Origin of the sequence: Nocardioides sp. Leaf374, from assembly GCF_916862475.1 — a bacterium.
Classification (GTDB): Bacteria; Actinomycetota; Actinomycetes; order Propionibacteriales; family Nocardioidaceae; genus Nocardioides; species Nocardioides kribbensis.
On sequence record NZ_CAKASO010000053.1, the window covers coordinates 1 to 21778 of the forward strand.

The 21778-nt window shown below is 73.0% G+C and carries 25 protein-coding genes; 21 read left to right on the forward strand and 4 right to left on the reverse strand.

All coding sequences use genetic code 11. From position 1 onward, the window contains the following. From sufB to LPA27_RS17555, 11 genes are all read left to right on the forward strand, one after another. Nucleotides 1–938 (forward strand): Fe-S cluster assembly protein SufB (gene sufB, locus LPA27_RS17505; RefSeq protein WP_228943260.1); only part of this gene is annotated, 938 nt, incomplete at its 5' end. 76 nt (nt 939–1014) lie between these two features. Beyond that, complete coding sequence (gene sufD / locus LPA27_RS17510; protein WP_324251275.1) at nt 1015–2190, forward strand: Fe-S cluster assembly protein SufD; 1176 nt, start codon at nt 1015–1017, stop codon at nt 2188–2190. Further along, nucleotides 2190–2540, forward strand: a complete 351-nt coding sequence (locus LPA27_RS17515; RefSeq protein WP_056864350.1) for a non-heme iron oxygenase ferredoxin subunit — start codon at nt 2190–2192, stop codon at nt 2538–2540. The genes sufD and LPA27_RS17515 overlap by 1 nt, the downstream gene beginning before the upstream one ends. 63 nt (nt 2541–2603) lie before the next feature. Further along, nucleotides 2604–3362, forward strand: a complete 759-nt coding sequence (sufC, locus tag LPA27_RS17520; protein ID WP_056864351.1) for a Fe-S cluster assembly ATPase SufC — start codon at nt 2604–2606, stop codon at nt 3360–3362. Nucleotides 3363–3364: 2 nt separating this feature from the next. Beyond that, nucleotides 3365–4654: a cysteine desulfurase gene (locus tag LPA27_RS17525; protein WP_228943262.1), complete on the forward strand. Its 1290-nt coding sequence runs from the start codon at nt 3365–3367 to the stop codon at nt 4652–4654. A 64-nt stretch (nt 4655–4718) separates the two neighbouring features. After that, complete coding sequence (sufU, locus tag LPA27_RS17530) at nt 4719–5168, forward strand: Fe-S cluster assembly sulfur transfer protein SufU (RefSeq protein WP_056864353.1); 450 nt, start codon at nt 4719–4721, stop codon at nt 5166–5168. Then, nucleotides 5165–5554 carry a metal-sulfur cluster assembly factor gene (locus LPA27_RS17535; RefSeq protein ID WP_056864354.1) on the forward strand — a complete coding sequence of 130 codons (390 nt, stop codon included), beginning with the start codon at nt 5165–5167 and terminating at the stop codon, nt 5552–5554. The genes sufU and LPA27_RS17535 overlap by 4 nt, the downstream gene beginning before the upstream one ends. A gap of 351 nt (nt 5555–5905) precedes the next feature. Further along, on the forward strand, nt 5906–6466 hold the full coding sequence (locus tag LPA27_RS17540) for an ASCH domain-containing protein (protein WP_228943263.1): 561 nt from the start codon (nt 5906–5908) through the stop codon (nt 6464–6466). 50 nt (nt 6467–6516) lie between these two features. Then, nucleotides 6517–7134, forward strand: a complete 618-nt coding sequence (locus LPA27_RS17545; protein ID WP_228943264.1) for an acVLRF1 family peptidyl-tRNA hydrolase — start codon at nt 6517–6519, stop codon at nt 7132–7134. Then, nucleotides 7131–7679, forward strand: a complete 549-nt coding sequence (locus LPA27_RS17550) for a metallophosphoesterase family protein (protein ID WP_056904002.1) — start codon at nt 7131–7133, stop codon at nt 7677–7679. The genes LPA27_RS17545 and LPA27_RS17550 overlap by 4 nt, the downstream gene beginning before the upstream one ends. Before the next feature lie 41 nt (nt 7680–7720). Continuing rightward, nucleotides 7721–8629 (forward strand): hypothetical protein, encoded by a 909-nt coding sequence (locus LPA27_RS17555; RefSeq protein WP_056904003.1) that lies wholly within the window; start codon nt 7721–7723, stop codon nt 8627–8629. 30 nt (nt 8630–8659) lie between these two features. Here the strand turns inward: LPA27_RS17555 and LPA27_RS17560 are convergent, their stop codons facing one another. Beyond that, a complete protein-coding gene (locus LPA27_RS17560) occupies nt 8660–9628 on the reverse strand; it encodes a neutral zinc metallopeptidase (RefSeq protein ID WP_228943265.1) in 969 nt (322 codons plus the stop codon). Between the two features lie 85 nt (nt 9629–9713). On the opposite strand from LPA27_RS17560, the gene LPA27_RS17565 reads away from it, so the two are divergent. The 4 genes from LPA27_RS17565 to LPA27_RS17580 are packed head-to-tail and all read left to right on the forward strand — an operon-like array spanning nt 9714 to nt 14886. Further along, a complete protein-coding gene (locus tag LPA27_RS17565) occupies nt 9714–11312 on the forward strand; it encodes an ABC-F family ATP-binding cassette domain-containing protein (protein WP_228943266.1) in 1599 nt (532 codons plus the stop codon). Between the two features lie 48 nt (nt 11313–11360). Then, complete coding sequence (locus LPA27_RS17570; RefSeq protein ID WP_056904006.1) at nt 11361–12176, forward strand: enoyl-CoA hydratase/isomerase family protein; 816 nt, start codon at nt 11361–11363, stop codon at nt 12174–12176. Between the two features lie 50 nt (nt 12177–12226). After that, complete coding sequence (locus tag LPA27_RS17575) at nt 12227–14107, forward strand: ABC transporter ATP-binding protein (RefSeq protein WP_056904007.1); 1881 nt, start codon at nt 12227–12229, stop codon at nt 14105–14107. 2 nt (nt 14108–14109) lie between these two features. Continuing rightward, a complete protein-coding gene (locus LPA27_RS17580) occupies nt 14110–14886 on the forward strand; it encodes an SDR family oxidoreductase (RefSeq protein WP_228943267.1) in 777 nt (258 codons plus the stop codon). 38 nt (nt 14887–14924) lie between these two features. Here LPA27_RS17580 and LPA27_RS17585 read toward each other — a convergent pair whose 3' ends face one another. Next, the gene (locus LPA27_RS17585) at nt 14925–15794 is read right to left on the reverse strand and encodes an SURF1 family protein (RefSeq protein ID WP_228943268.1); all 870 of its coding nucleotides are present in this window, start codon (nt 15792–15794) and stop codon (nt 14925–14927) included. 91 nt (nt 15795–15885) lie between these two features. Between LPA27_RS17585 and moaA the strand changes: the two genes are divergently transcribed. After that, complete coding sequence (gene moaA / locus LPA27_RS17590; RefSeq protein WP_193660901.1) at nt 15886–16884, forward strand: GTP 3',8-cyclase MoaA; 999 nt, start codon at nt 15886–15888, stop codon at nt 16882–16884. 67 nt (nt 16885–16951) lie between these two features. On the opposite strand, the gene LPA27_RS17595 is transcribed toward moaA, so the two are convergent. Both LPA27_RS17595 and LPA27_RS17600 read right to left on the reverse strand, forming a co-directional pair. Beyond that, nucleotides 16952–17155, reverse strand: a complete 204-nt coding sequence (locus tag LPA27_RS17595) for a hypothetical protein (RefSeq protein WP_056864364.1) — start codon at nt 17153–17155, stop codon at nt 16952–16954. Next, complete coding sequence (locus LPA27_RS17600) at nt 17155–17475, reverse strand: DUF3099 domain-containing protein (protein WP_056864365.1); 321 nt, start codon at nt 17473–17475, stop codon at nt 17155–17157. Before LPA27_RS17600 ends, LPA27_RS17595 begins: the two co-directional genes overlap by 1 nt. 145 nt (nt 17476–17620) lie before the next feature. On the opposite strand from LPA27_RS17600, the gene LPA27_RS17605 reads away from it, so the two are divergent. The 5 genes from LPA27_RS17605 to LPA27_RS17625 all read left to right on the forward strand — a co-directional run. Further along, nucleotides 17621–17833 (forward strand): dodecin, encoded by a 213-nt coding sequence (locus tag LPA27_RS17605; protein ID WP_056864366.1) that lies wholly within the window; start codon nt 17621–17623, stop codon nt 17831–17833. Nucleotides 17834–17998: 165 nt separating this feature from the next. After that, nucleotides 17999–18688: a 3-oxoacyl-ACP reductase FabG gene (gene fabG, locus LPA27_RS17610; RefSeq protein ID WP_228943271.1), complete on the forward strand. Its 690-nt coding sequence runs from the start codon at nt 17999–18001 to the stop codon at nt 18686–18688. Between the two features lie 131 nt (nt 18689–18819). Continuing rightward, the gene (gene fabI, locus LPA27_RS17615; protein ID WP_228943269.1) at nt 18820–19590 is read left to right on the forward strand and encodes an enoyl-ACP reductase FabI; all 771 of its coding nucleotides are present in this window, start codon (nt 18820–18822) and stop codon (nt 19588–19590) included. 27 nt (nt 19591–19617) lie between these two features. Then, nucleotides 19618–21324, forward strand: coding sequence for a Mur ligase family protein (locus LPA27_RS17620; RefSeq protein WP_056864368.1), 1707 nt, complete (start codon nt 19618–19620; stop codon nt 21322–21324). Nucleotides 21325–21381: 57 nt separating this feature from the next. After that, on the forward strand, nt 21382–21778 hold a 397-nt coding region (locus LPA27_RS17625; protein ID WP_324251276.1), incomplete at its 3' end, for an AMP-binding protein.

Here is a 21778-nt window from a genome sequence, read left to right on the forward strand (position 1 = left end):
CGGAGCTCTTCCAGGAGTACTTCGGCACCGTGATCCCGGTCGGCGACAACAAGTTCGCCGCGCTCAACACCTCGGTGTGGTCGGGCGGCTCGTTCATCTACGTGCCCAAGGGCGTCCACGTGGACATCCCGCTCCAGGCCTACTTCCGCATCAACACCGAGAACATGGGCCAGTTCGAGCGCACGCTGATCATCGTCGACGAGGACGCCTACGTGCACTACGTCGAGGGCTGCACCGCGCCGATCTACTCCTCCGACTCGCTGCACTCCGCGGTCGTGGAGATCATCGTCAAGAAGGGCGGCCGCTGCCGCTACACGACCATCCAGAACTGGTCGAACAACGTCTACAACCTCGTCACCAAGCGCGCCACCTGCGAGGCCGGCGCGACCATGGAGTGGGTCGACGGCAACATCGGCTCCAAGGTGACGATGAAGTACCCCGCCATCTACCTCATGGGCGAGCACGCCAAGGGCGAGACGCTGTCCATCGCCTTCGCCGGCGAGGGCCAGCACCAGGACGCCGGCGCCAAGATGGTGCACGCCGCCCCCCACACCTCCTCCTCGATCCTGTCGAAGTCGGTGGCCCGCGGCGGCGGCCGCACCTCCTATCGCGGCCTGATCCAGGTCAACGAGGGCGCCCACGGCTCGAAGTCCAACGTGCTGTGCGACGCGCTGCTGGTCGACCAGATCAGCCGCTCCGACACCTACCCCTACGTCGACATCCGTGAGGACGACGTCTCGATGGGCCACGAGGCCAGCGTCTCCAAGGTCTCCGACGACCAGCTCTTCTACCTGATGAGCCGCGGCATGGAGCAGGACGAGGCCATGGCGATGATCGTGCGCGGCTTCGTCGAGCCGATCGCCAAGGAGCTGCCGATGGAGTACGCCCTCGAGCTCAACCGCCTCATCGAGCTGCAGATGGAGGGCGCGGTCGGCTGAGCCGGCCCCACCCGCCCCCTGCGCAGCCGCAGCGACCGACGTACCCACCAGCACCAGGAAGACACTTTTCGTGACTGTGACCGATGCTGCCCGCGAGAGCGTGGCATCCGCCCTCGAGGCCGACCAGGTGGTCAGCCACCTCAACCCGCCTGCGTCCTACGACCTCGCCGACCACCCGGTGCCCACCGGGCGCGAGGAGATCTGGCGCTTCACGCCGCTCAAGCGGCTGCGCGGGGTGCTCGAGGGCACGCCCTCCGACGACCGCCTGACGTGGGGCACCACGCTGCCCGACGGCGTCACCGTGAGCACGATCAGCACCGCCGAGGCGCGCGCGCTCGGTGAGCTGGCGCCCAACGACCGGCCCTCGGCGCTGGCCGTCGAGCTCGCCGGCGGGGCCACGCTCGTCGACGTGCCGGCCGAGCTGGAGACCGACGGACCCGTGCTGATCGACCTGCACGGCGAGTCGGCCGACCAGCTGGTCTGGGGCCACCTGGTGATCCGGGTCGGCGCCTACGCCAAGGCCACGGTGGTGCTCACCCACACCGGCTCCGCGCGCTACTCCGCCACGACCTCTGTGCTCGTGGGCGAGGGCGCCCAGGTCAACGTGCTGACCCTCCAGGACTGGGACGACGACGCGGTCCACCTCGGCCGCGACGCCATCCGCGTCGGTCGTGACGCCACCGTGCGCCACACCGCGGTCTCCTTCGGCGGCGACCTGGTGCGCCTGCACGCCAACGTCGAGTACGACGGCCCCGGCGGCGACGCCGAACTGCTCGGTCTCTACTTCGCGGACGCCGGCCAGCACCTCGAGCACCGCCTGTTCGCCGACCACAACGCCCCGAAGACCAAGAGCAACGTGGTCTACAAGGGTGCCCTGCAGGGCGAGGGCGCGCACGCGGTGTGGATCGGCAACGTCCTCATCCGCAAGGTCGCCGAGGGCATCGAGACCTACGAGGAGAACCGCAACCTGGTGCTCACCGACGGCTGCCAGGCCGACTCCGTGCCGAACCTCGAGATCGAGACCGGCGAGATCGAGGGCGCGGGCCACGCCTCGGCCGTCGGCCGCTTCGACGACGAGCAGCTGTTCTACCTGCGCTCGCGCGGCATCTCCGAGCCGGAGGCGCGCCGCCTGGTGGTGCACGGCTTCTTCAACGACCTCGTCCGCAAGGTCGGCGTGCCCTCGGTGGAGGAGAAGCTCCTCGCCACCGTCGAGGAGGAGCTGTCGAAGAACGTCCTGCAGGAGCTGTCCTGATGGGCTTCACCCGCGCCTGCGCGCTCGACGAGATCCCGACCGACGAGGGCTTCGCCGCCACCGTCGACGGCGTCGACGTGGCGCTGGCCCGCGAGGGCGAGGAGGTCTTCGCCCTGCAGGACCTCTGCTCCCACGCCGCCGTCGCGCTGAGCGAGGGCGAGGTCGCCCCGGGCGCCGGCGGGCAGTGCCAGATCGAGTGCTGGCTGCACGGCTCCCGCTTCGACCTGCGCACCGGCAAGCCCACCGGCTTCCCGGCCACCGAGCCCGTCGCGACCTTCCCCGTGGAGGTCCGCGACGGTGAGGTGCACGTCGACGTCACGACGACGCTGAACGGCGTCAAGCCGGCCTGAGCCGGCACCCCACCACTTCCGACCCGGCTCCTCCGAGCCACCCCACCAGGAGAAGGACCACACATGAGCACGCTGGAGATCAAGGACCTGCACGTCTCGGTCGACACCGAGGACGGGCCCAAGGAGATCCTCAAGGGCGTCACGCTGACCATCGGCGACAACGAGACCCACGCGATCATGGGCCCCAACGGCTCGGGCAAGTCGACCCTGGCCTACTCGATCGCCGGGCACCCCAAGTACACCGTCACCGGCGGCACCGTGACCCTCGACGGCGAGGACGTCCTGGCCATGAGCGTCGACGAGCGCGCCCGCGCCGGACTCTTCCTGGCCATGCAGTACCCCGTGGAGGTGCCCGGCGTCTCGGTGTCGAACTTCCTGCGCACCGCCAAGACCGCCATCGACGGCGAGGCCCCCAAGCTGCGCACCTGGGTGAAGGACGTCAACGGCGCCCTCGAGCGGCTCAACCTCGACCCGTCCTTCGGCACCCGCTCGGTCAACGAGGGCTTCTCCGGCGGCGAGAAGAAGCGCCACGAGATCGCCCAGCTCGAGCTGCTGGCCCCCAAGGTCGCCGTGCTCGACGAGACCGACTCCGGCCTCGACATCGACGCGCTCAAGATCGTCTCCGAGGGCGTCAACCGCTTCCGTGAGCAGGAGGGCAAGGGCGTGCTGCTGATCACGCACTACACCCGCATCCTGCGCTACATCACCCCCGACTACGTGCACGTCTTCGTCGACGGCAAGGTCGCCGACCAGGGCGGCCCGGAGCTGGCCGACCAGCTCGAGGCCGAGGGCTACGACAAGTACGTCAAGGCGGCGGTCTGACCATGTCGAGCCAGACCACGGCGCGCCTCGACGGCCTCCTGCCCGAGCTGGAGGTGATCCGCGCCGACTTCCCGATCCTGTCGCGGACCCTGGCCGACGGCCAGCCGCTGGTCTACCTCGACAGCGCCAACACCTCGCAGAAGCCGCAGTGCGTGATCGACGCGATGGTCGACCACCTCGAGCGGCACAACGCCAACGTCGCCCGCGCCATGCACCAGCTGGGCGCGGAGTCCTCGGAGGCCTTCGAGGCGGCCCGCGACAAGGTGGCGGCCTTCATCGGCGCTCCCAGCCGTGACGAGGTGCTCTTCACCAAGAACGCCTCCGAGGCGCTCAACCTGGTGGCCAACACCCTCGCGTGGGCCCGTGGCCCGCTCGAGGTGGGCGAGGGCGACGAGATCGTCATCACCGAGATGGAGCACCACTCCAACATCGTGCCGTGGCAGCTGCTCACCCAGCGCACGGGTGCGACGCTGCGCTGGTTCGGGCTGACCGACGAGGGCCACCTCGACCTGTCGGCCGCGGACGACCTCATCACCGAGCGCGCCAAGGTCGTCTCGCTCACCTGGGTGTCGAACATGCTCGGCACCGTCAACCCGGTCGCGGCGATCACCAGGCGCGCCCACGAGGTCGGCGCCCTCGTCGTGGTCGACGCCTCCCAGGCCGCCCCGCAGCTGCCGATCGACCTCGCCGCCATGCCCGAGGACGAGCGGCCCGACTTCCTGGCCTTCACCGGCCACAAGGTCGTCGGGCCCACCGGGATCGGCGTGCTCTGGGGTGCCCGCGCGGTGCTCGAGGCGCTCCCGCCGTTCCTCGGCGGTGGCGAGATGATCGAGACCGTGCGCATGGAGTCCTCGACCTACGCCGGGATCCCGCACAAGTTCGAGGCCGGCACCCCGCCGATCGTCGAGGCCGTGGGCCTGGGCGCGGCCGTCGACTACCTCTCGGCCGTAGGTCTCGACGCGGTGCACGCCCACGAGCAGGTACTGACCGGCTACGCCCTCGAGGGCCTGGCCACGGTGCCCGGTCTGCGGGTAATGGGCCCGCTCGACGCCCGCGAGCGCGGCGGCGCGATCTCCTTCGAGATCGACGGGGTCCACCCCCACGACGTCGCGCAGGTGCTCGACGTGCGCGGCATCGCCGTGCGGGCCGGCCACCACTGTGCGCGACCCGCGCACGCCCGGTTCGGGGTGCAGAGCTCCACGCGCATGTCGTCGTACCTCTACACGACGCCGACGGAGATCGACGCGCTCGTGGAGGCGCTGCACTACACGCGCAGCTACTTCAAGCTCTGAGCCCGCACCACCCGCACGACCCCGACCCGATCACCCCACACCGACCCCGGAGGGAGGCGGCCCGATGAGTGCCGAGCTCGACTCGCTGTACCAGGAGATCATCCTGGACCACTACAAGAACCCGCACCACAAGGGACTGCGCGACCCCTACGAGGCCGAGGTCCACCACGTCAACCCGACCTGCGGCGACGAGGTGACCCTGCGCGTGCACGTCGCCGACGGGGTCGTCGCCGACGTCTCCTACGACTCGGTGGGCTGCTCGATCTCGCAGGCCTCGGCCTCGGTGATGACCGACCTCGTCATCGGCAAGCCGGTCGCCGAGGCGATGGCGGTCCACGAGGAGTTCCTCGCCCTGATGCAGGGCAAGGGCACCGTGGAGCCCGACGAGGAGGTCCTCGAGGACGGCATCGCCTTCGCCGGTGTCGCCAAGTTCCCCGCGCGCGTGAAGTGCGCCCTGCTGTCGTGGATGGCCTGGAAGGACGCCACGACCCGTTCCCTGGAGGAGACCCCATGACCGAGACCTCGCCCACCCCCGACCACGCCGACCTGCCCGACGTGCCGGAGGCCGCCGCCGGCGGCGTCGGCACCTCGACGGTCAGCAAGGACGACGTCTACGAGGCGATGAAGGACGTCGTCGACCCCGAGCTCGGCATCAACGTCGTCGACCTCGGCCTGGTCTACGACCTGCACCTCGACGAGCGCAGCAACCTGGTCATCGACATGACGCTGACCTCGGCGGCCTGTCCGCTGACCGACGTCATCTCCGACCAGACCGACTCCGCCCTTGAGGGCCTGGTCAACGACGTGGCCATCAACTGGGTCTGGATGCCGCCGTGGGGCCCCGACAAGATCACCCCCGACGGCCGCGAGCAGCTGCGCGCCCTCGGCTTCAACGTCTGAGCCGAGCACCGGGGCCCCGCCCTCGACCCCGCGCCCTCATCGAGGGCCGCTGTGGTCGGGTGGCGGGGTTTGCGCGTTTCGGGGCGGGTGGGGGGCTCGTGGGTTGCTGAGGTGGCGCAATTGCTGGCGTTCGGTGGGGTCGGGTGGCGGGGTTTGCGTGGTTCGGGGCGGGTGGGGGGCTCGTGGGTTGCTGAAGTGGCGCAATTGCTGGCGTTCGGTGGGGTCGGGTGGCGGGGTTTGCGTGGTTCGGGGCAGGTGGGGGGCTCGTGGGTTGCTGAAGTGGCGCAATTGCCGGCGGTCGGCGGTCGGCGCGGCCGCGTGCCCGACGGGCCGCCTGCGTAGGCTCCGGACATGACCGGCACCGACGACCCCGAGGCCCCGCCGCCGAGCGCCGAGGGGTTCGTGCCCGACCACCCCGAGGTGCGCGCCTTCTGGGAGCGGGCCCGGGTGCACGCCCGCTTCAACGTCGCACCGACCTACTTCGGCCCCACCACCCTGGAGGTGGTGCCCCCGCCGGCGTGGTCCTTCGGGTCCACCCCGGAGCAGGCCGACGCCCTGCTGGCCCTGGTGCTCGACGGCACCAAGACGGCCACGGCCAGCGCGGCCGAGGAGTACGGCGAGGAGCCGCTGCCCCGACCGGGTCAGCTCGGCATCCTCCTCGACGGTCGTGGTCGTCCGCGCGCGCTGGTGGAGACCACCGCGGTGGAGGTCGTCGCCTTCGACCGCGTCGACGCCGAGCACGCCCGCCTCGAGGGCGAGGGCGACCGCAGCCTCGCCCACTGGCGCGAGGTGCACGAGCGCTTCTTCGCCGAGACGGCCGGCCCCGGGCGCGGCTTCGAGCCCTCCATGCCGGTGGTGCTCGAGCGGCTGCGGGTGGTCTGGGCCGAGCCCGACGGCCCCGGCGGCCGGTGAGCGGCCCGGGCGGCGCCGCGGCGCGCGGCACCGGGGCGGACACGGTCCTGGTGCCGCCCTCCCGGCTCGAGCGCTGGGTGGTCAACTTCCGCGCCCGTCACGGCGCCACGGCCCTCGCGGTGGCAGGAGGCGCGCTCACCGGGGCGGCGGAGGACTCCTCCACCTTCACGGCCCGACTGCCCTTCGACGCGGCGTACGCCGGCCTGCCCGACCCGGGCGCCTTCGCGGCCGGGGCCACGACGCCCGACGACTGGGGCCTGCTGCTGGTGCGCAAGGGCGGCTTCGCGGTGGCCCGGCTGAGCGGCGGGGCCACGGTGGCCTCCAAGGTCGGCCAGCGGCACGTGCAGGGCCGCACCAAGGCCGGCGGGCAGAGCCAGCAGCGCTTCGCACGCCGCCGTGACAACCAGGCCCGTCAGGCCTACGAGGCCGCCGCCGACCACGCGGCCCGGCTGCTCGGCGACCTGCGCGGTCCGCTCGTCGGTGGCGGCGACCGCACGGCGGTCGAGGAGGTGCTCGCCGACCCCCGCCTGCGTCGACTCGTGCCGGTCGAGCCGTGGCTGCCGGTGCCCGACCCCCGGCGGGCCGTGCTCGAGCAGGCGGCGCGCGACGCGGCGGCCGTGCGGGTCACGGTGGTCAACGCGGCCGCCGAGCCGGGGGAGCCGACGTGAGCACCCGGCTGCTGCTGCTCGCCGACACCCACCTGCCGAAGCGGGCCAGGGCGCTGCCCGAGGAGCTGTGGGACGCGGTCGCGCGGGCCGACCTGGTCGTGCACGCCGGGGACTGGGTGGAGGTCGGCCTGCTCGACGAGCTGGAGGAGCGGAGCACCCGACTGGTGGGCGTCTGGGGCAACAACGACGGCCCCGCCCTGCGGGCCCGGCTGCCCGAGGTGGCGCGGGTCGAGGTCGAGGGCCTGCGCCTCGAGGTGGTGCACGAGACCGGCGACGCGCGCGGCCGGGAGCGGCGCTGCGACCTGGCCCACCCCGACACCGACCTGCTGGTCTTCGGCCACAGCCACGTGCCGTGGGACAGCGTCACCGAGGGTGGCATGCGGTTGCTCAACCCCGGGTCGCCCACCGACCGGCGCCGCCAGCCGCACTGCACCTACGTGACCGCCACCGTCGCCGCGGGGGAGGTCCACGACGTCGTGCTGCACCGGCTGCCACCACGGGTGCCGTCGGGTCGGTCCCCGCGTGCACCCGCGCGCCGCGCCTGATCTGCCGTCCTCCTGGCCCCGCAGGCCCTAGTCTCCCCAGCATGTGGCAGCCCGAGCCCGGCTGGCACCCGCTCCCCGGAGGCTCCGGCGCCTCCACCGTGGGGGCGTGGCGCGCGGTCCGCGGCGACCAGCCGGTGGTGGTGAAGCGGCTCGCCGCGCCCGTCGACGACGACCCGCCGGAGCTGTCGGACCCCCACCACTTCGCGTACTGGCGCCGCGACGCCGACGTGGCCGGCGCGCTCGTGGTGGACCGTGCTCCGGGCCTGCGACCCCCCGCGGTCTGCGACGTGGAGGAGGACCCCGACGGCATCACCCTGGTGCGGGAGTGGGTCGAGGACGCCGCCGTCAACGGGCTCTTCGCCGCGCACGCCATGGGCCGCTTCGCCGGGGCCGACCTCCCCGACCTGCCGTGGCTGGCCCGCGACCAGCTGCGCGACCGGCTGCGCCGCACCGAGCGCCGCGGCGGCTGGCCGACGCTGGCCCGCACGACCGTCGCCGACGTGGCCGACCACCTGTGGCGGCGGCGGGTGGTCTTCCTCGACGCCGTCGACGCGCTGCCGCAGGTCGCCCAGCACGGCGACCCGACACCGGCCAACCTGCCGGGCCGAGCCGGCGACGAGGTGGTCGCCATCGACTGGGGCAGCCTCGGCCGCGGGGCGGTCGGCGCCGACCTCGGCTACTACGCGCTCTCGGCGCGCGAGGAGTTCGAGCCCCTGCTCGACGCCTACCTGCTCGGGCTCCCCGCGGGGGTCGCGACCCGCGACCAGGCGGCGCTCGGTGCTCGGGTGACCGCGGTCTTCACCGCGCTCAGCCGCGCCGAGTGGGCGCTGGCGCGCGTGGCCGGGGGAGAGGGCGCCCTGGCCGGCAAGTACCGCCACCCCGCCGTCGCACCCCACCTGCGCGCCCTCCAGCGCCAGTTCCCCCTGGTCGAGGCGCTCCTCCAGCACTGACGGCGGCGCCCACGGAGCCGCCGGAGGCCCTCAGAGGTCGTCGGTGGCGAAGGTGTCGCAGTCCTCCAGCGTCCCGCCGGCGTAGCCGACCCCGAACCAGCGTTGCCGTGAGGCCGACGAGCCGTGGGTCCAGCTCTCCTCGTCGACGGTGCCCTGGGCCTGCTGCTGGATCCGGTCGTCGCCGACCGCGGCGGCCGCGCCGAGGGCCTGGCGGATGTCGTCGTCGGTGAGCTCCGCGACCAGCACCTGCCCGGAGGAGTCCTCGGTCGTCGTGGCGGCGTGCGCCCACATGCCGGCGTAGCAGTCGGCCTGGAGCTCCAGTCGCACCGAGTCCGACCGCGGGCCCTCCTGGGTGCGGACCCGTCCCATCGTTCCCAGCAGGTTCTGGACGTGGTGGCCGTACTCGTGGGCCAGCACGTAGGGCTCCACGAAACCGCCGTCGGGTCCGCCGAGCCGGTCCTCGAGCACCTGGTCGAAGAAGGCGGTGTCGAGGTAGATCGTCTCGTCGGGCGGGCAGTAGAACGGCCCCACGGCCGAGGTCGCCTCGCCGCAGCCGTCGGTCGCGACCGACCCGGTGAAGGTCACCAGCGCCTGCTCGGCACGGAACCGCGAGCCGAGCTCGTCGGCCCAGAAGTCGGTGAGGGAGTTCTCCACCGCCACGCGGGCGCAGTCGGCGGAGGCGTTGGCGTCCTCCCCGGTCTCGCACCCGGCGTAGCGGTCGGTGCCGGCGTCCATCCGGCTCGTGTCGTACGCCGAGGAGCCCGCACCGCCCGGGTCGGAGCCCCCGCCGCCGACGCACTGGGTCAGCACCACGACGAGCACCACCAGCACCACGGCGCCGATGCCGCCGCCCCCGACCAGACCGCCCGGCAGCGGACTGCCCCCGCCGCCCCCGCCGCCCAGCGCGCCGCCGAGCGGTCCACCGGAGCGGGACGCACGACCGCGGCCGCGGTCGCGCGTGCGGCCGGTGTCGAGACGGGCCTTGGGGTTGAAGCGCATGGCGGGGCTCCTGTGTCGCATCGCACCCCGGGCGGAGGCGCTGGTGGTCGGGACGGCCCGCGCGCGGACCTAGACTGGTGACCCTATGATCACCGCCCACCAGCTCGAGGTCCGCGCCGGAGCCCGGCTCCTCATGGAGGACGTGAGCTTCCGCGTCGCCGCCGGGGACAAGGTCGGCCTGGTCGGTCGCAACGGCGCCGGCAAGACCACGCTCACCAAGATCCTCGCCGGCGAGGCGCTCCCCGCCGCCGGCAGCGTCACCAGCTCCGGCGACGTCGGCTACCTGCCCCAGGACCCGCGCACGGGCGACCCCGAGGTGATGGCGCGCGACCGGATCCTCAGCGCCCGCGGCCTCGACGACGTGGTGCGGCGGCTGCGCGACGCGGAGGAGCAGATGGCCTCCGAGGACCCGGCCGTGGCCGACAAGGCGATGCGCCGCTGGAGCCGCGCCGACGCCGAGCTGCACGCCGGTGGCGGCTACGCCGCCGAGTCGGAGGCCGCCACCATCGCCGCGAGCCTCGGCATCGAGGAGCGGCTGTTGACCCAGCCGCTGAAGACCCTCTCCGGCGGTCAGCGCCGCCGCGTCGAGCTGGCCCGCATCCTCTTCTCCGGCGCCGAGGTGCTCATCCTCGACGAGCCCACGAACCACCTCGACGCCGACTCGATCGTGTGGCTGCGCGACTTCCTCAAGGCCCACAAGGGCGGCTTCATCGTGATTAGCCACGACAACGCCCTGCTCGAGGAGACCGTCAACAAGGTCATGCACCTCGACGCCAACCGTGCCGTCATCGACGTCTACAACATGGGGTGGCGCCACTACCTCACCCAGCGCGAGACCGACGAGAAGCGTCGGCGCCGCGAGCGGATGAACGCCGAGAACAAGGCCAAGACCCTCACCGACCAGGCCAACAAGATGCGAGCCAAGGCCAGCAAGGCCCAGGCCGCGCAGTCGATGCTCAAGCGCGCCGAGAAGATGATGGCCGGCATCGAGGGCGAGCGCGCCGCCGACAAGGTGGCCCGCATCCAGTTCCCCGCCCCGGCCGCCTGCGGCAAGACCCCCCTGACGGGTCAGGACCTCTCCAAGGCCTACGGGTCGCTGGAGGTCTTCACCGGCGTCGACCTGGCCATCGACAAGGGATCGCGCGTGGTCATCCTCGGCCTCAACGGCGCCGGCAAGACCACGATGCTGCGGATCCTCGCCGGGGTCGACCGCTCCGACACCGGCGAGGTCGTGCCGGGCCACGGGCTCAAGCTGGGCTACTACGCCCAGGAGCACGAGACCCTCGACACCAGCCGCACGGTCCTGGAGAACATGCAGAGCGCGGCCCCGCAGCTCACCGACACCGAGGCCCGCAGCGTGCTGGGCTCGTTCCTGTTCTCGGGCGACGACGCCAACAAGCCCGCAGCGGTGCTCTCGGGAGGGGAGAAGACCCGCCTCGCGCTGGCGAGCCTCGTGGTCTCCAGTGCCAACGTGCTGCTGCTCGACGAGCCCACCAACAACCTCGACCCGGCCTCCCGCGAGGAGGTGCTGGCCGCGATCCGCACCTACGAGGGCGCGATCATCCTGGTCACCCACGACGAGGGCGCGGTGCGCGCACTGGAGCCCGACCGCGTGCTGCTGCTGCCCGACGGCGACGAGGACCTCTGGAACGACGGCTACGCCGACCTGGTGTCGCTGGCCTGACCTCCGGGCCGGCGACGCGGTGTCGGCGGGGGTTCCTAGACTCCGGTCATGACCACCGCCCCCGCAGTCCCGCTCGACCCCGACCTGCTCGCCGCGGCCCACCTGCGGGTCGACCGCACCGGACCGGTGGTGACGGTGACCCTCGACCGGCCGGAGGCGCGCAACGCGCAGACGCCCACGACGTGGCGGGCGCTGGCCGCGGTCGGGGCCTCCCTCGACGACGACGTCCGCGTCGTGGTGCTGCGCGGTGCGGGCGCGAGCTTCTCCGCCGGCCTCGACCGCTCGATGCTCGACCCCACGCGGTCGGCGCCGGGCGTGGAGTCGGTGGTCGACCTGCTGGCCATGGACGACGCGGGCATGTCGGCGACCATCGACGACTACCAGCGCGGCTTCACCTGGCTGCGCGACCCGCGCTGGGTCTCGGTCGCGGCGGTGCAGGGCCACGCCATCGGTGCCGGCTTCCAGCTCGCCCTCTCCTGCGACCTGCGCGTGCTCGGCGACGACGCCCAGCTGTGCATGAAGGAGGCCGCCCTGGGCCTGGTGCCGGACCTCACGGGAACAAAACCCCTGGTCGAGGCGGTTGGCTACGCGAGGGCGCTGGAGATCTGTGCGACCGCCCGGGTGGTGCCGGCCGAGGAGGCCGTCAGCATCGGTCTCGCGCTGGCGGCCGTGCCGACCGACCAGCTCGACGACACGGTCGCACACCTCGTCGCCGCCCTGGTGGCCCCGATGAGCGGGGCGGTCCGCGAGACCAAGGCCCTGCTGCTCTCGGCGTCGAGCACCTCGCTCGAGGAGCAGCGTCGTCTGGAGCGCGAGGCGCAGGGCCGCCGGTTCCGCGAGCTCGCGGCGCTGGCGGGGGCCTGACCCGGGCCCCAGGGGCCTGACGGAGACGAGAGAAGGCGAGAGTGTCGGGGATGATGGGAGCAGGCGCCTCGTGGCGCAACCTGCGCGCTGACCGCAGCGTGATGGACAACCGCATCGAGGGACGCACGGTGCGCCGCGTGCTCGGCTTCGCGCGTCCCCACCGGCGCCTGATCGGCGTCTTCCTGCTCTTCACCGTCATCGACGCCGCCACCGTCGTGGTGACCCCGCTGCTGGTGCAGCGCATCGTCGATGACGGCATCCTCGCCGACGACCGCTCGGTGGTGACCGTGCTGGCGCTGGCCATGGCCGGCTTCGCCGTCTTCAGCGCGGTGCTGAGCGTGCTCAGCGCCTGGCTCTCCTCGCGCATCGGCGAGGGCCTCATCTACGACCTGCGCACCCAGGTCTTCGCCCACGTGCAGCGCCAGTCGATGGCCTTCTTCACCCGCACCCAGACCGGGGCCCTGGTGTCGCGGCTCAACAACGACGTGATCGGCGCCCAGCGCGCCTTCACCTCCACGCTGTCGAGCACGGTGTCCAACTCCATCGCCGTGGTCGTCGTGGGCATCACCATGCTCGCCCTCAGCTGGCAGGTCACGCTGCTGTGCCTGGCCATGTTCCCCCTGCTCTTCGCCGCGTCGCGGTGGGTGAGCAGCCGGCTGGCCGGCCTGACCCGACGCCAGATGGACGGCAACGCCAGCCTCGGCAACGTGATGACCGAGCGCTTCAACGTCAGCGGCGCGATGCTGCTCAAGCTCTTCGGGCGCCGCGGCGAGGAGGACGAGCTCTTCGGCGAGAAGGCCGCCGTCGTGCGCGACCTGGGGGTGCGGATCTCGCTGATCACCCGCATCTTCGGGGCGGCGATGATGCTCGTGCCCGCGCTCGCCACCGCCCTGGTCTACGGCGTGGGCGGCCAGCTGGCCATCAGCAGCCAGCTCACCGTCGGCACGCTCCTGGCCCTCGCGACGCTGCTCCTGCGCCTGCTCGGGCCGCTCCAGGGTCTCTCCAACGTGCGCATCGACGTCATGACCGCGCTGGTGAGCTTCGAGCGGGTCTTCGAGGTGCTCGACCTGCCGTCGCTGATCGAGGAGCGGCCCGGGGCGGTCGCGCTGCCGCCCTCGGCGTCCCGGGTGGAGTTCGACCGGGTCTCCTTCACCTACCCCGGGGGCGACCGCATCTCGCTGCGCTCCCTCGAGGCGGTCTCCCGCACCGAGGAGCACGACCCGGTGCAGGTGCTCCACGACCTCAGCTTCACCGCCGAGCCCGGCCGGATGGTCGCGCTCGTCGGCCCCTCGGGCGCCGGCAAGACCACGGTCACCCACCTCGTCGCCCGCCTCTACGACGTCGACTCCGGCACGGTGCGCGTCGACGGCCACGACGTGCGCGACGTGACCCTCCAGTCGCTGGAGGACGTCGTCGGCTACGTCACCCAGGACGCCCACCTCTTCCACGAGACGATCCGGGCCAACATGGTCTACGCCCGGCCCGACGCCGACGACGACGCCATCTGGGCCTCGCTGGAGGCCGCGCAGATCGCCGGGCTCGTGCGCCGGCTGCCCGACGGTCTCGACACCGTGGTCGGCGACCGCGGCTACCGTCTCTCCGGCGGGGAGCGGCAGCGCCTGGCGATCGCCCGGCTGCTGCTCAAGGCTCCCTCGGTGGTGGTCCTCGACGAGGCGACCGCCCACCTCGACAGCGAGTCGGAGGCGGCCGTGCACCGCGCGCTCGACGCCGCGCTCGAGGGGCGCACGTCCCTGGTCATCGCCCACCGGCTCTCGACGATCCGTCAGGCCGACCTCATCCTGGTGCTGCACGAGGGTCGTATCGTCGCCCGCGGCACCCACGACGAGCTGCTGGCGGAGGGCGGGCTCTACGCCGACCTCTACCGCACCCAGTTCGTCGACGACACCACCTCCGACACCGCAGGAGTCTGACCATGGATCTCGGTCTGCGCGACACCGTCCACCTCGTCACGGGCGGCTCCCGCGGCCTGGGTCGTGCCACCGCGGAGGTGCTGCTCGCCGAGGGCGCCCGGGTCGTGGTCTCCGGCCGCAGCCAGGACTCCCTCGACGCCGCCCTGGCCGCCTGGCGCGACGCCGACGCGAGCATCGAGGGCCGTGTGGTGGGGGTCGCGGCCGACAACGCCGACGCCGACACCCCGGCGCGGCTGCTCGACGCGGCCCGCACGGCCTGGGGCCGCGTCGACGGCGCGCTGATCAGTGTCGGCGGGCCGCCGAAGGGCGCGGTGACCGACATCGACGACGCCCAGTGGACCGACGCCTTCGCCTCGGTGTTCCTCGGCGCGGTGCGACTCGCGCGCGAGGTCGGGGTGGCCCTGCCGGCCGGGGGAGCCCTGGCCATGGTGCTCTCCAGCAGCGTGCGTCAGCCACTGGCCTCGATGGCGGTCTCCAACGGGCTGCGACCGGGGCTCGCCATGGTCGCCAAGACGTTGGCCGACGAGCTCGGACCGCGCGGGGTGCGGGTCAACGGCCTGCTCCCGGGGCGGGTCGCCACCGACCGTCTCGTCGAGCTCGACGCCGCCACCGGCGACCCCGACCGCGCCCGCGCCGCCGCGATCGCGTCGATCCCGCTGGGCCGCCAGGGCGACCCGGCGGAGTTCGGTCGCGCCGCCGCCTGGCTGCTCTCACCGGCCGCCTCCTACGTGAGCGGCGTCATGCTGCCCGTCGACGGCGGCCTGCTCCGCACCCTCTGACCGGCCCTCGCCGTCCCGGTCGGCGGCGAGCCACCGGCTCAGGCGTCCTCGCGCTGACGCTCCCGCTCGGCGGCCTCGCGGTCCTCGGCCTCCGCGCGCATGCGGGCGTAGGGATGGTTGGTGCGCTTCTCCTTGCGGACCTTGGGGGGCTTCGGTCCGCCGGCCGCGGGCCGGTCGCCGCTGCGACCGCCGCGCCACTCGTCGTAGGCGAGGTAGAGGAAGCCGAAGATGGCCAGCAGCCCGAAGAACCACCACTGCAGGCCGTAGAAGAAGTGGGGTCCGTTGTCGAGCTCGGGCAGCTCGACCGGCTCCAGCGCGGTGGCCGGGGCGGGGTCCTCCGAGCGCAGCTCGACGAACCCGTCGTAGACCTCGCGCTGCTGGGCCTGCCCGATCGCCTCGGCCGAGACGGCCCGGGTGGCGTTGTCGACGACCGCCGTGCTGTCGCCGCTGCCGTCGGCGCGCACGTAGCCGGTCACCGTCACCTCGCCGGCGGGCGGGTCGGGCACGTCGGCGGTGTCGAGGCCACGCGCGTCGGTGGCCATCCACCCGCGGTCGACCAGCAGCGACGTGCCCGAGTCGGTGACCAGCGGCACGACGACGTCGACGCCCGAGGCGCCGTCGCGGGTGCGGTAGCGCACGATGACGGTGTCGTCGGTGTCGTAGGTGCCGGTGGCGCTCACGACGCGCCACTCGTCGGCCTCGCCGACCTCGGTGTCGGTGCCGAGCACCTCGCCCACCGGTGCGGGGGCCTGGTCCTCGTTGGCCCGGACCACGGCGTTGCTCTCCTTGCGGTCGTCGAGCCGGTGGAACTGCCACTGGCCCAGCCACCACGTCGCCGTCGCGACCACGACGATGGCCAGCGCGAAGAGGGCCCACCGTCGGCTGAGGAGGAAGCGGAGCGAGCGCACACCCCGAGGCTATCGGGCCGTTCCACCCCGCCGGGCATCCCGCGGGGCGGTGCGCCCCGCCCGCGTGACGGGCCCCACGTAGGGTGGAGGCATGGCACTCACCTTGTTGGAGGACCGGTACGGCCGCGTCGCGACCGACCTGCGCGTCTCGCTCACCGACAAGTGCAACCTGCGCTGCTCCTACTGCATGCCGGAGGAGGGTCTCGACTGGCTGAGCAACGACAAGCTGCTCACCGACGACGAGATCGTGCGCCTGATCGGGATCGGCGTGGAGCACCTCGGCATCGAGGAGGTGCGCTTCACCGGTGGCGAGCCGATGGTGCGTCGCGGTCTGGTCGACATCGTGCGGCGCACCCGCGCGCTGGGACCCGACCTCGGCATCTCCATCACCACCAACGCGCTCGGTCTGGCCCGCAACGCCACCGCACTGGCCGAGGCCGGCCTCGACCGCGTCAACGTCAGCCTCGACACCGTGCGTGCCGACACCTTCCGCGAGATCACCCGCCGCGACCGGTTCCACGACGTCGTCGCCGGCCTCGCCGCCGCCCAGCAGGCGGGCCTGGGACCGGTCAAGGTCAACGCCGTCCTGCTGCGGGGCCAGAACGACGACCAGGCCGCCGAGCTGCTCGCGTGGTGCCTCGAGCGCGGCTACGAGCTGCGCTTCATCGAGCAGATGCCCCTCGACGCCCAGCACGGCTGGACCCGCGAGGGCATGATCACCGCCGACGAGATCTTCGCCGCCCTCGAGCGGTCCTTCACGCTGACCCCGGCCAGCGAGCCGCGTGGCAGCGCCCCCGCGGAGCTCTTCACCGTCGACGGCGGACCGGGCACCGTCGGGGTCATCGCGTCGGTCACCCGCCCCTTCTGCGGCGACTGCGACCGGGTGCGTCTCACCGCCGACGGCCAGGTGCGCAACTGCCTCTTCGCCCGCGAGGAGTCCGACCTGCGCCTGGCGATGCGCGAGGGGGCCTCCGACCGCGAGCTGGCCGACCGCTGGGTCATCGCCATGCGCGGCAAGCTCGCCGGCCACGGCATCGACGACCAGAGCTTCCTGCAGCCCGACCGCCCCATGTCGGCCATCGGGGGCTGAGCCCCGACCCGGGCCGCGTCGGGCGCGGGAGTGCCCCCGGGTCGGCCCAGGGCGGCAACGGGTCGGCTCAGGCGGGCTGGTGCGGCTCCACGTCGCGCAGGAACTGCCGCGCGGCGAGGAAGTCCGACAGCGACCCGCGGTGCTCGTCGCAGGCCAGCCACGTCTTGCGACGCTCGGCGGTGTGGAGCTTGGGGTTGTTCCACAGCAGCGCCCACGCCGCCGTGCTCCGGCACCCCTTGGCGGAGCAGGTGTCGGGGTCCGGGCCGCCCATCAGAGCTGCCGGCGAGCGCCGGACTCGAGCTCGGGGGCGCCGTAGGCGGTGTCGCGCAGGGCGAACCCGTCGGCGCGGGTGGCGGTGGCGTTGGCCATGACCACGGCGAGGTAGGGCAGGATCAGGGCGCCGGCGATGAGGAACGGCCACAGCCAGTCGGCCCCGGCCAAGCCGGCGATGACGGCCCCCACGAAGCACAGCGAGCGCAGGCTCATCGACAGCAGGTAGCGCTTCTGGCGCACCGCGATGTCGGCGTTGCGGCTCTCCGCGGCGGTGGTGATGCGGACGGCGTCGTCGGTGCGTGTGCGGTCCCGGGCCATGGCTCCCATCGTACGTCGGGAGGGGTGAGCACCCGACCCGGTGCGCAGGCCCTAGCATCGGCCCACGGCCCGGCCCGCTGCTGCGGCTCCACCGCCGAGCCCGGCTCCGACCCGCGCAGCCCGGCACACCACCCACGGAGGCACCATGAGCAACCGCACCTACCGCGTCACCGAGATCGTCGGCACCTCGCCCGAGGGCATCGACGCGGCCATCCGCAACGGCGTCGAGCGGGCCGGCAAGACCCTGCGCCACCTCGACTGGTTCGAGGTGACCCAGGTGCGCGGACAGGTCAAGGACGGCCAGGTCGAGCACTTCCAGGTCGGCATGAAGGTGGGCTTCCGCCTCGAGGACGAGTGACCCGCCCCGGGCCGCAGCAGGCCCGCAGGTGACCCACGCCGCTCCGCGCGGCGTAGGTCTACCCCGCGGTAATCGCTAGCGTCGGGCGACGTGAGCGAAACGACACCGGCCCCGGCCCCCCACGGCGACCCCACCGCGCCGCCCGCCCGCGAGCCCCGCTCGGTCCTGGTGACCGGTGGCAACCGCGGCATCGGCCGGGCGATCGCCGAGGCCTTCCTGGCCCAGGGCGACAAGGTGGCGGTCACCACCCGCAGCGGAGGCGCCCCCGAGGGCGTCCTCGACGTGCGCTGCGACGTCACCGACGCCGCAGCGGTCGACGCCGCCTTCACCGAGATCGAGGCCGCGCACGGCCCCGTGGAGGTGCTGGTGGCCAACGCCGGCATCACCGCCGACACCCTGCTGCTGCGCATGTCGGAGGACGACTGGTCGAGCGTCATCGACACCAACCTCACCGGCTCCTTCCGCCTGGCCAAGCGCGCCGCCAAGGGCATGCTGCGCCTGCGTCGGGGACGCATCATCCTGATCTCCTCCGTGGTCGGCCTCCTGGGATCGCCCGGCCAGGTCAACTACGCCGCCTCCAAGGCCGGCCTCGTCGGCATGGCCCGGTCGCTGGCCCGCGAGCTGGGGTCGCGCTCGATCACCACCAACGTGGTGGCGCCCGGCTTCATCGAGACCGACATGACCGCGGCGCTCCCCGAGGAGCAGCAGGCGGAGTACAAGGCGCGCATCCCGCTCGGACGCCTCGGCGCCGCCGAGGAGGTCGCGCAGACCGTCACCTGGCTGGCCGGGCCCGGTGCGGCGTACGTCACCGGCGCGGTGATCCCCGTCGACGGCGGCCTCGGCATGGGGCACTGAGCCCCACCCCACCCCACCCCACCCCGCCCCGGCCCACCAGCAGCGCCCCCGCCGGCGTCCCGGCACCACCCAGCAGACCAGCAGCGCGCGGCCCCCACGGTCGCGGCGCACCGGACCACAAGGAGCACACGATGGGCATTCTCGACGGCAAGCGGATCCTGGTGGCCGGGGTGACGATGGACTCCTCCATCGGCTTCGCCACCGCCAAGGTCGCCCAGGAGCAGGGCGCCACCGTGCTCATCTCCAACTTCGGGCGCGCGCTCAACATCACCAGGCGCATCGCCAAGCGGCTCCCGGTGGAGCCGCCGGTCCTCGAGCTCGACGTCACCGACCCCGACCACCTGGCCCGCCTGCCCGAGCTGGTCGGCGAGCACGTCGACGGTCTCGACGGCGTGGTGCACTCCATCGCCTACGGCAACCCCGACACGCTGCTCGGCGGCAAGTTCATGTCGGGGCCCTGGGAGGACGTGTCGCAGGCTGTGCAGGTCTCCGCCTACTCCCTGAAGTCGCTCACCGACGCGTGCCGGCCGCTGATGGGCGGAGGCGGCTCGGTCGTCGGGCTCACCTTCGACGCCACGGTGGCCTGGCCGGCCTACGACTGGATGGGCGTGGCCAAGGCGGCGCTGGAGTCCTGCTCGCGCTACCTGGCCCGCGACCTGGGCCCGGAGGGCATCCGGGTCAACCTGGTGGCCGCCGGCCCCCTGAAGACGCTCGCCGCCAAGGCCATCCCCGGCTTCGAGGACCTCGACCAGATGTGGTCGACCAAGGCACCGCTGGGCTGGGACAACACCGACCAGGAGCCGACCGCCAAGGCCGTGGTGGCCCTGCTGTCGGACTTCTTCCCCGCGACGACCGGCGAGATCGTCCACGTCGACGGCGGCTTCCACGCGATGGGCGGCTGAGGCCGCCCACCCGGTAGCGTCGCGCGGGTGACTTCCCTCGTCGAGATCCGGGTCCTGGAGGGACCGAACCTCTACTTCCCCCGGGCGGCGATCAAGCTGACCCTCGACATCGCGGCCCTCTCGGCCGCGCCCGACGCCACCGCGGCCCGCTTCGCGCGGCGCATCGGCCTGCGCAACGCCCGACCGGGCTCGGCGCACTCCGGGTTCCGACAGCGCTTCGCCCTGCGGGCGGTGGGCCGCCTGGTGCGGGCGATCGCCGTCGAGAGCGGTACGTCGCGCCTGGCGGTGCGGGTGCGGCCCAGCAGCGACCCGGAGCGGATCGTGGTCGCCTACCCCTGGGCCCACCGCGAGCGGGCCCAGGAGATGGGACGCGCCGTCGCCGCGGTGCTCGACGCGCTGCCCGACGCCGACTCCACCGTCGACCTGGAGGAGGCGGTCAGCGCCGCGGCCCGCCAGGTGGCCGCGAGCCCCGCCGGCGCCCCGCCGCACACGATCGTGCCGCGGATCCCCGTCGTGGCGGTCACCGGCACCAACGGCAAGACCACGACCTCGCGCATGGTCGCCCACATCGGCCGCACCTGGGGCAAGCTGGTCGGCTGGTCCAACACCGACGGCATCTACATCGACGGCGAGATGGTCGAGGCCGGCGACTACTCCGGCCCCTCCGGGGCGGGCCGGATCCTGGCCCACGAGCAGGTCGAGCTCGCCGTCACCGAGACCGCCCGCGGCGGGATCCTGCTCAAGGGCATCGGACTGACCCGCAACGACGTCTCGGTGGTCACCAACGTCTCGGCCGACCACCTCGGGCTCCACGGCATCGACACCCTCGACCAGCTCGCGGAGGTCAAGGGCGTGGTGCCGCGCATCACCCGGCGCAGCGGCTGGGCGGTGCTCAACGGCGACGACCCCCGGGTGCTGGCCATGCGCCACGAGATCAAGGCCCGGCCGTGGGTGTTCTCCCGCGACCCCGACTCCCCGGCCATCCGCGAGGTGCTGTCGGTGCGCGGGCGCGCCACGACCGTCATCGACGGCTGGGTCTGCGTGCTCACCGCCAGCTCCGACCCCGACCCGCTCGTGGAGCTGGTCGAGGTGCCGATGACCCTGGCCGGCCTGTCGCGCTTCAACGTCGAGAACACCCTCGCGGCGGCCTCGGCGGCCCTGGCCGTGGGGGTGCCCCGCGACGTGGTGGTCGAGGGGCTGCGCACCTTCCGCCCCGACGCCGAGCACAACCCGGGGCGGATGAACTTCTTCAGCGTCGGCGAGGTCTCGGTCGTCATCGACCTGGCCCACAACGAGGCCGGCCTCGAGGCGCTCTTCGAGATCATGAACGGCGTGCGGGCGCCCGGCTCGCGGCTGCTGCTGGGCCTCGGGGTGGTGGGCGACCGCACCGACGAGCTGATCGAGAAGCTGGGCGAGATCGCCGCCCGCGACAGCGACGTCGTGGCCATCGGTCACAAGGAGAAGTACTTCCGCGGGCGCACGGCCGCCGAGCTGGAGGACCTGATGCGCGGCGGGGCCGAGCGGGTCGGGGTCACCGGGGTGCCGGCGTACCCGACCGAGGTGGCCTGCCTCTCGGCCCTCGTGGGGCAGGCGCTGCCCGGCGACGTCGTGGGGCTGATGTGCCACGCCGAGCGCGAGGAGGTCTACGCCTGGATCGCCGAGCAGGGTGGCACGCCCGACTCCGCCGGGACGCTGGCCGCCAAGGTGCGCGCGGCCGCCCTCCCGTCCTCCTAGCCCGCGGTGGCAGGATCGTGACCGAGACCACAGCTCGTCACGACCGGAAGGCACTCCATGCGCAGCACCATGCAGGACGACCAGCTCACGATCGGCGCGGTGCTGCGGCACGCGACCACCGTGCACCCCGACTCCGAGGTGGTCACCGCCACCGCCGGGGGCACCCGCAGCCGCACCTACGCCGAGCTCGGTGAGCGCGTGGGCCGGCTGGCCAACGCGCTGCGCGCGCTCGGCGTCGAGGGCGACCAGCGCGTGGCGACCTTCCAGTGGAACAACGCTGAGCACCTCGAGGCCTACCTCGCGGTGCCGTCGATGGGGGCCGTGCTGCACACCCTCAACATCCGTCTCTTCCCCGAGCAGCTGGTCTACGTCGCCAACCACGCCGAGGACCAGGTGGTCATCGTCGACGACTCGCTCGTCGGTCTGCTCGCTCCGCACGTCGCGCAGCTGACCA

Coding starts and splice junctions, on each gene's coding strand:
- LPA27_RS17515 (WP_056864350.1), top strand. CDS start 2,190: ATGGGCTTCACCCGCGCCTGCGCGCTCGACGAGATCCCGACCGACGAG.
- sufC (WP_056864351.1), top strand. CDS start 2,604: ATGAGCACGCTGGAGATCAAGGACCTGCACGTCTCGGTCGACACCGAG.
- LPA27_RS17525 (WP_228943262.1), top strand. CDS start 3,365: ATGTCGAGCCAGACCACGGCGCGCCTCGACGGCCTCCTGCCCGAGCTG.
- sufU (WP_056864353.1), top strand. CDS start 4,719: ATGAGTGCCGAGCTCGACTCGCTGTACCAGGAGATCATCCTGGACCAC.
- LPA27_RS17535 (WP_056864354.1), top strand. CDS start 5,165: ATGACCGAGACCTCGCCCACCCCCGACCACGCCGACCTGCCCGACGTG.
- LPA27_RS17540 (WP_228943263.1), top strand. CDS start 5,906: ATGACCGGCACCGACGACCCCGAGGCCCCGCCGCCGAGCGCCGAGGGG.
- LPA27_RS17555 (WP_056904003.1), top strand. CDS start 7,721: ATGTGGCAGCCCGAGCCCGGCTGGCACCCGCTCCCCGGAGGCTCCGGC.
- LPA27_RS17560 (WP_228943265.1), bottom strand. CDS start 9,628: ATGCGCTTCAACCCCAAGGCCCGTCTCGACACCGGCCGCACGCGCGAC.
- LPA27_RS17565 (WP_228943266.1), top strand. CDS start 9,714: ATGATCACCGCCCACCAGCTCGAGGTCCGCGCCGGAGCCCGGCTCCTC.
- LPA27_RS17570 (WP_056904006.1), top strand. CDS start 11,361: ATGACCACCGCCCCCGCAGTCCCGCTCGACCCCGACCTGCTCGCCGCG.
- LPA27_RS17575 (WP_056904007.1), top strand. CDS start 12,227: ATGATGGGAGCAGGCGCCTCGTGGCGCAACCTGCGCGCTGACCGCAGC.
- LPA27_RS17580 (WP_228943267.1), top strand. CDS start 14,110: ATGGATCTCGGTCTGCGCGACACCGTCCACCTCGTCACGGGCGGCTCC.
- moaA (WP_193660901.1), top strand. CDS start 15,886: ATGGCACTCACCTTGTTGGAGGACCGGTACGGCCGCGTCGCGACCGAC.
- LPA27_RS17595 (WP_056864364.1), bottom strand. CDS start 17,155: ATGGGCGGCCCGGACCCCGACACCTGCTCCGCCAAGGGGTGCCGGAGC.
- LPA27_RS17600 (WP_056864365.1), bottom strand. CDS start 17,475: ATGGCCCGGGACCGCACACGCACCGACGACGCCGTCCGCATCACCACC.
- LPA27_RS17605 (WP_056864366.1), top strand. CDS start 17,621: ATGAGCAACCGCACCTACCGCGTCACCGAGATCGTCGGCACCTCGCCC.
- fabI (WP_228943269.1), top strand. CDS start 18,820: ATGGGCATTCTCGACGGCAAGCGGATCCTGGTGGCCGGGGTGACGATG.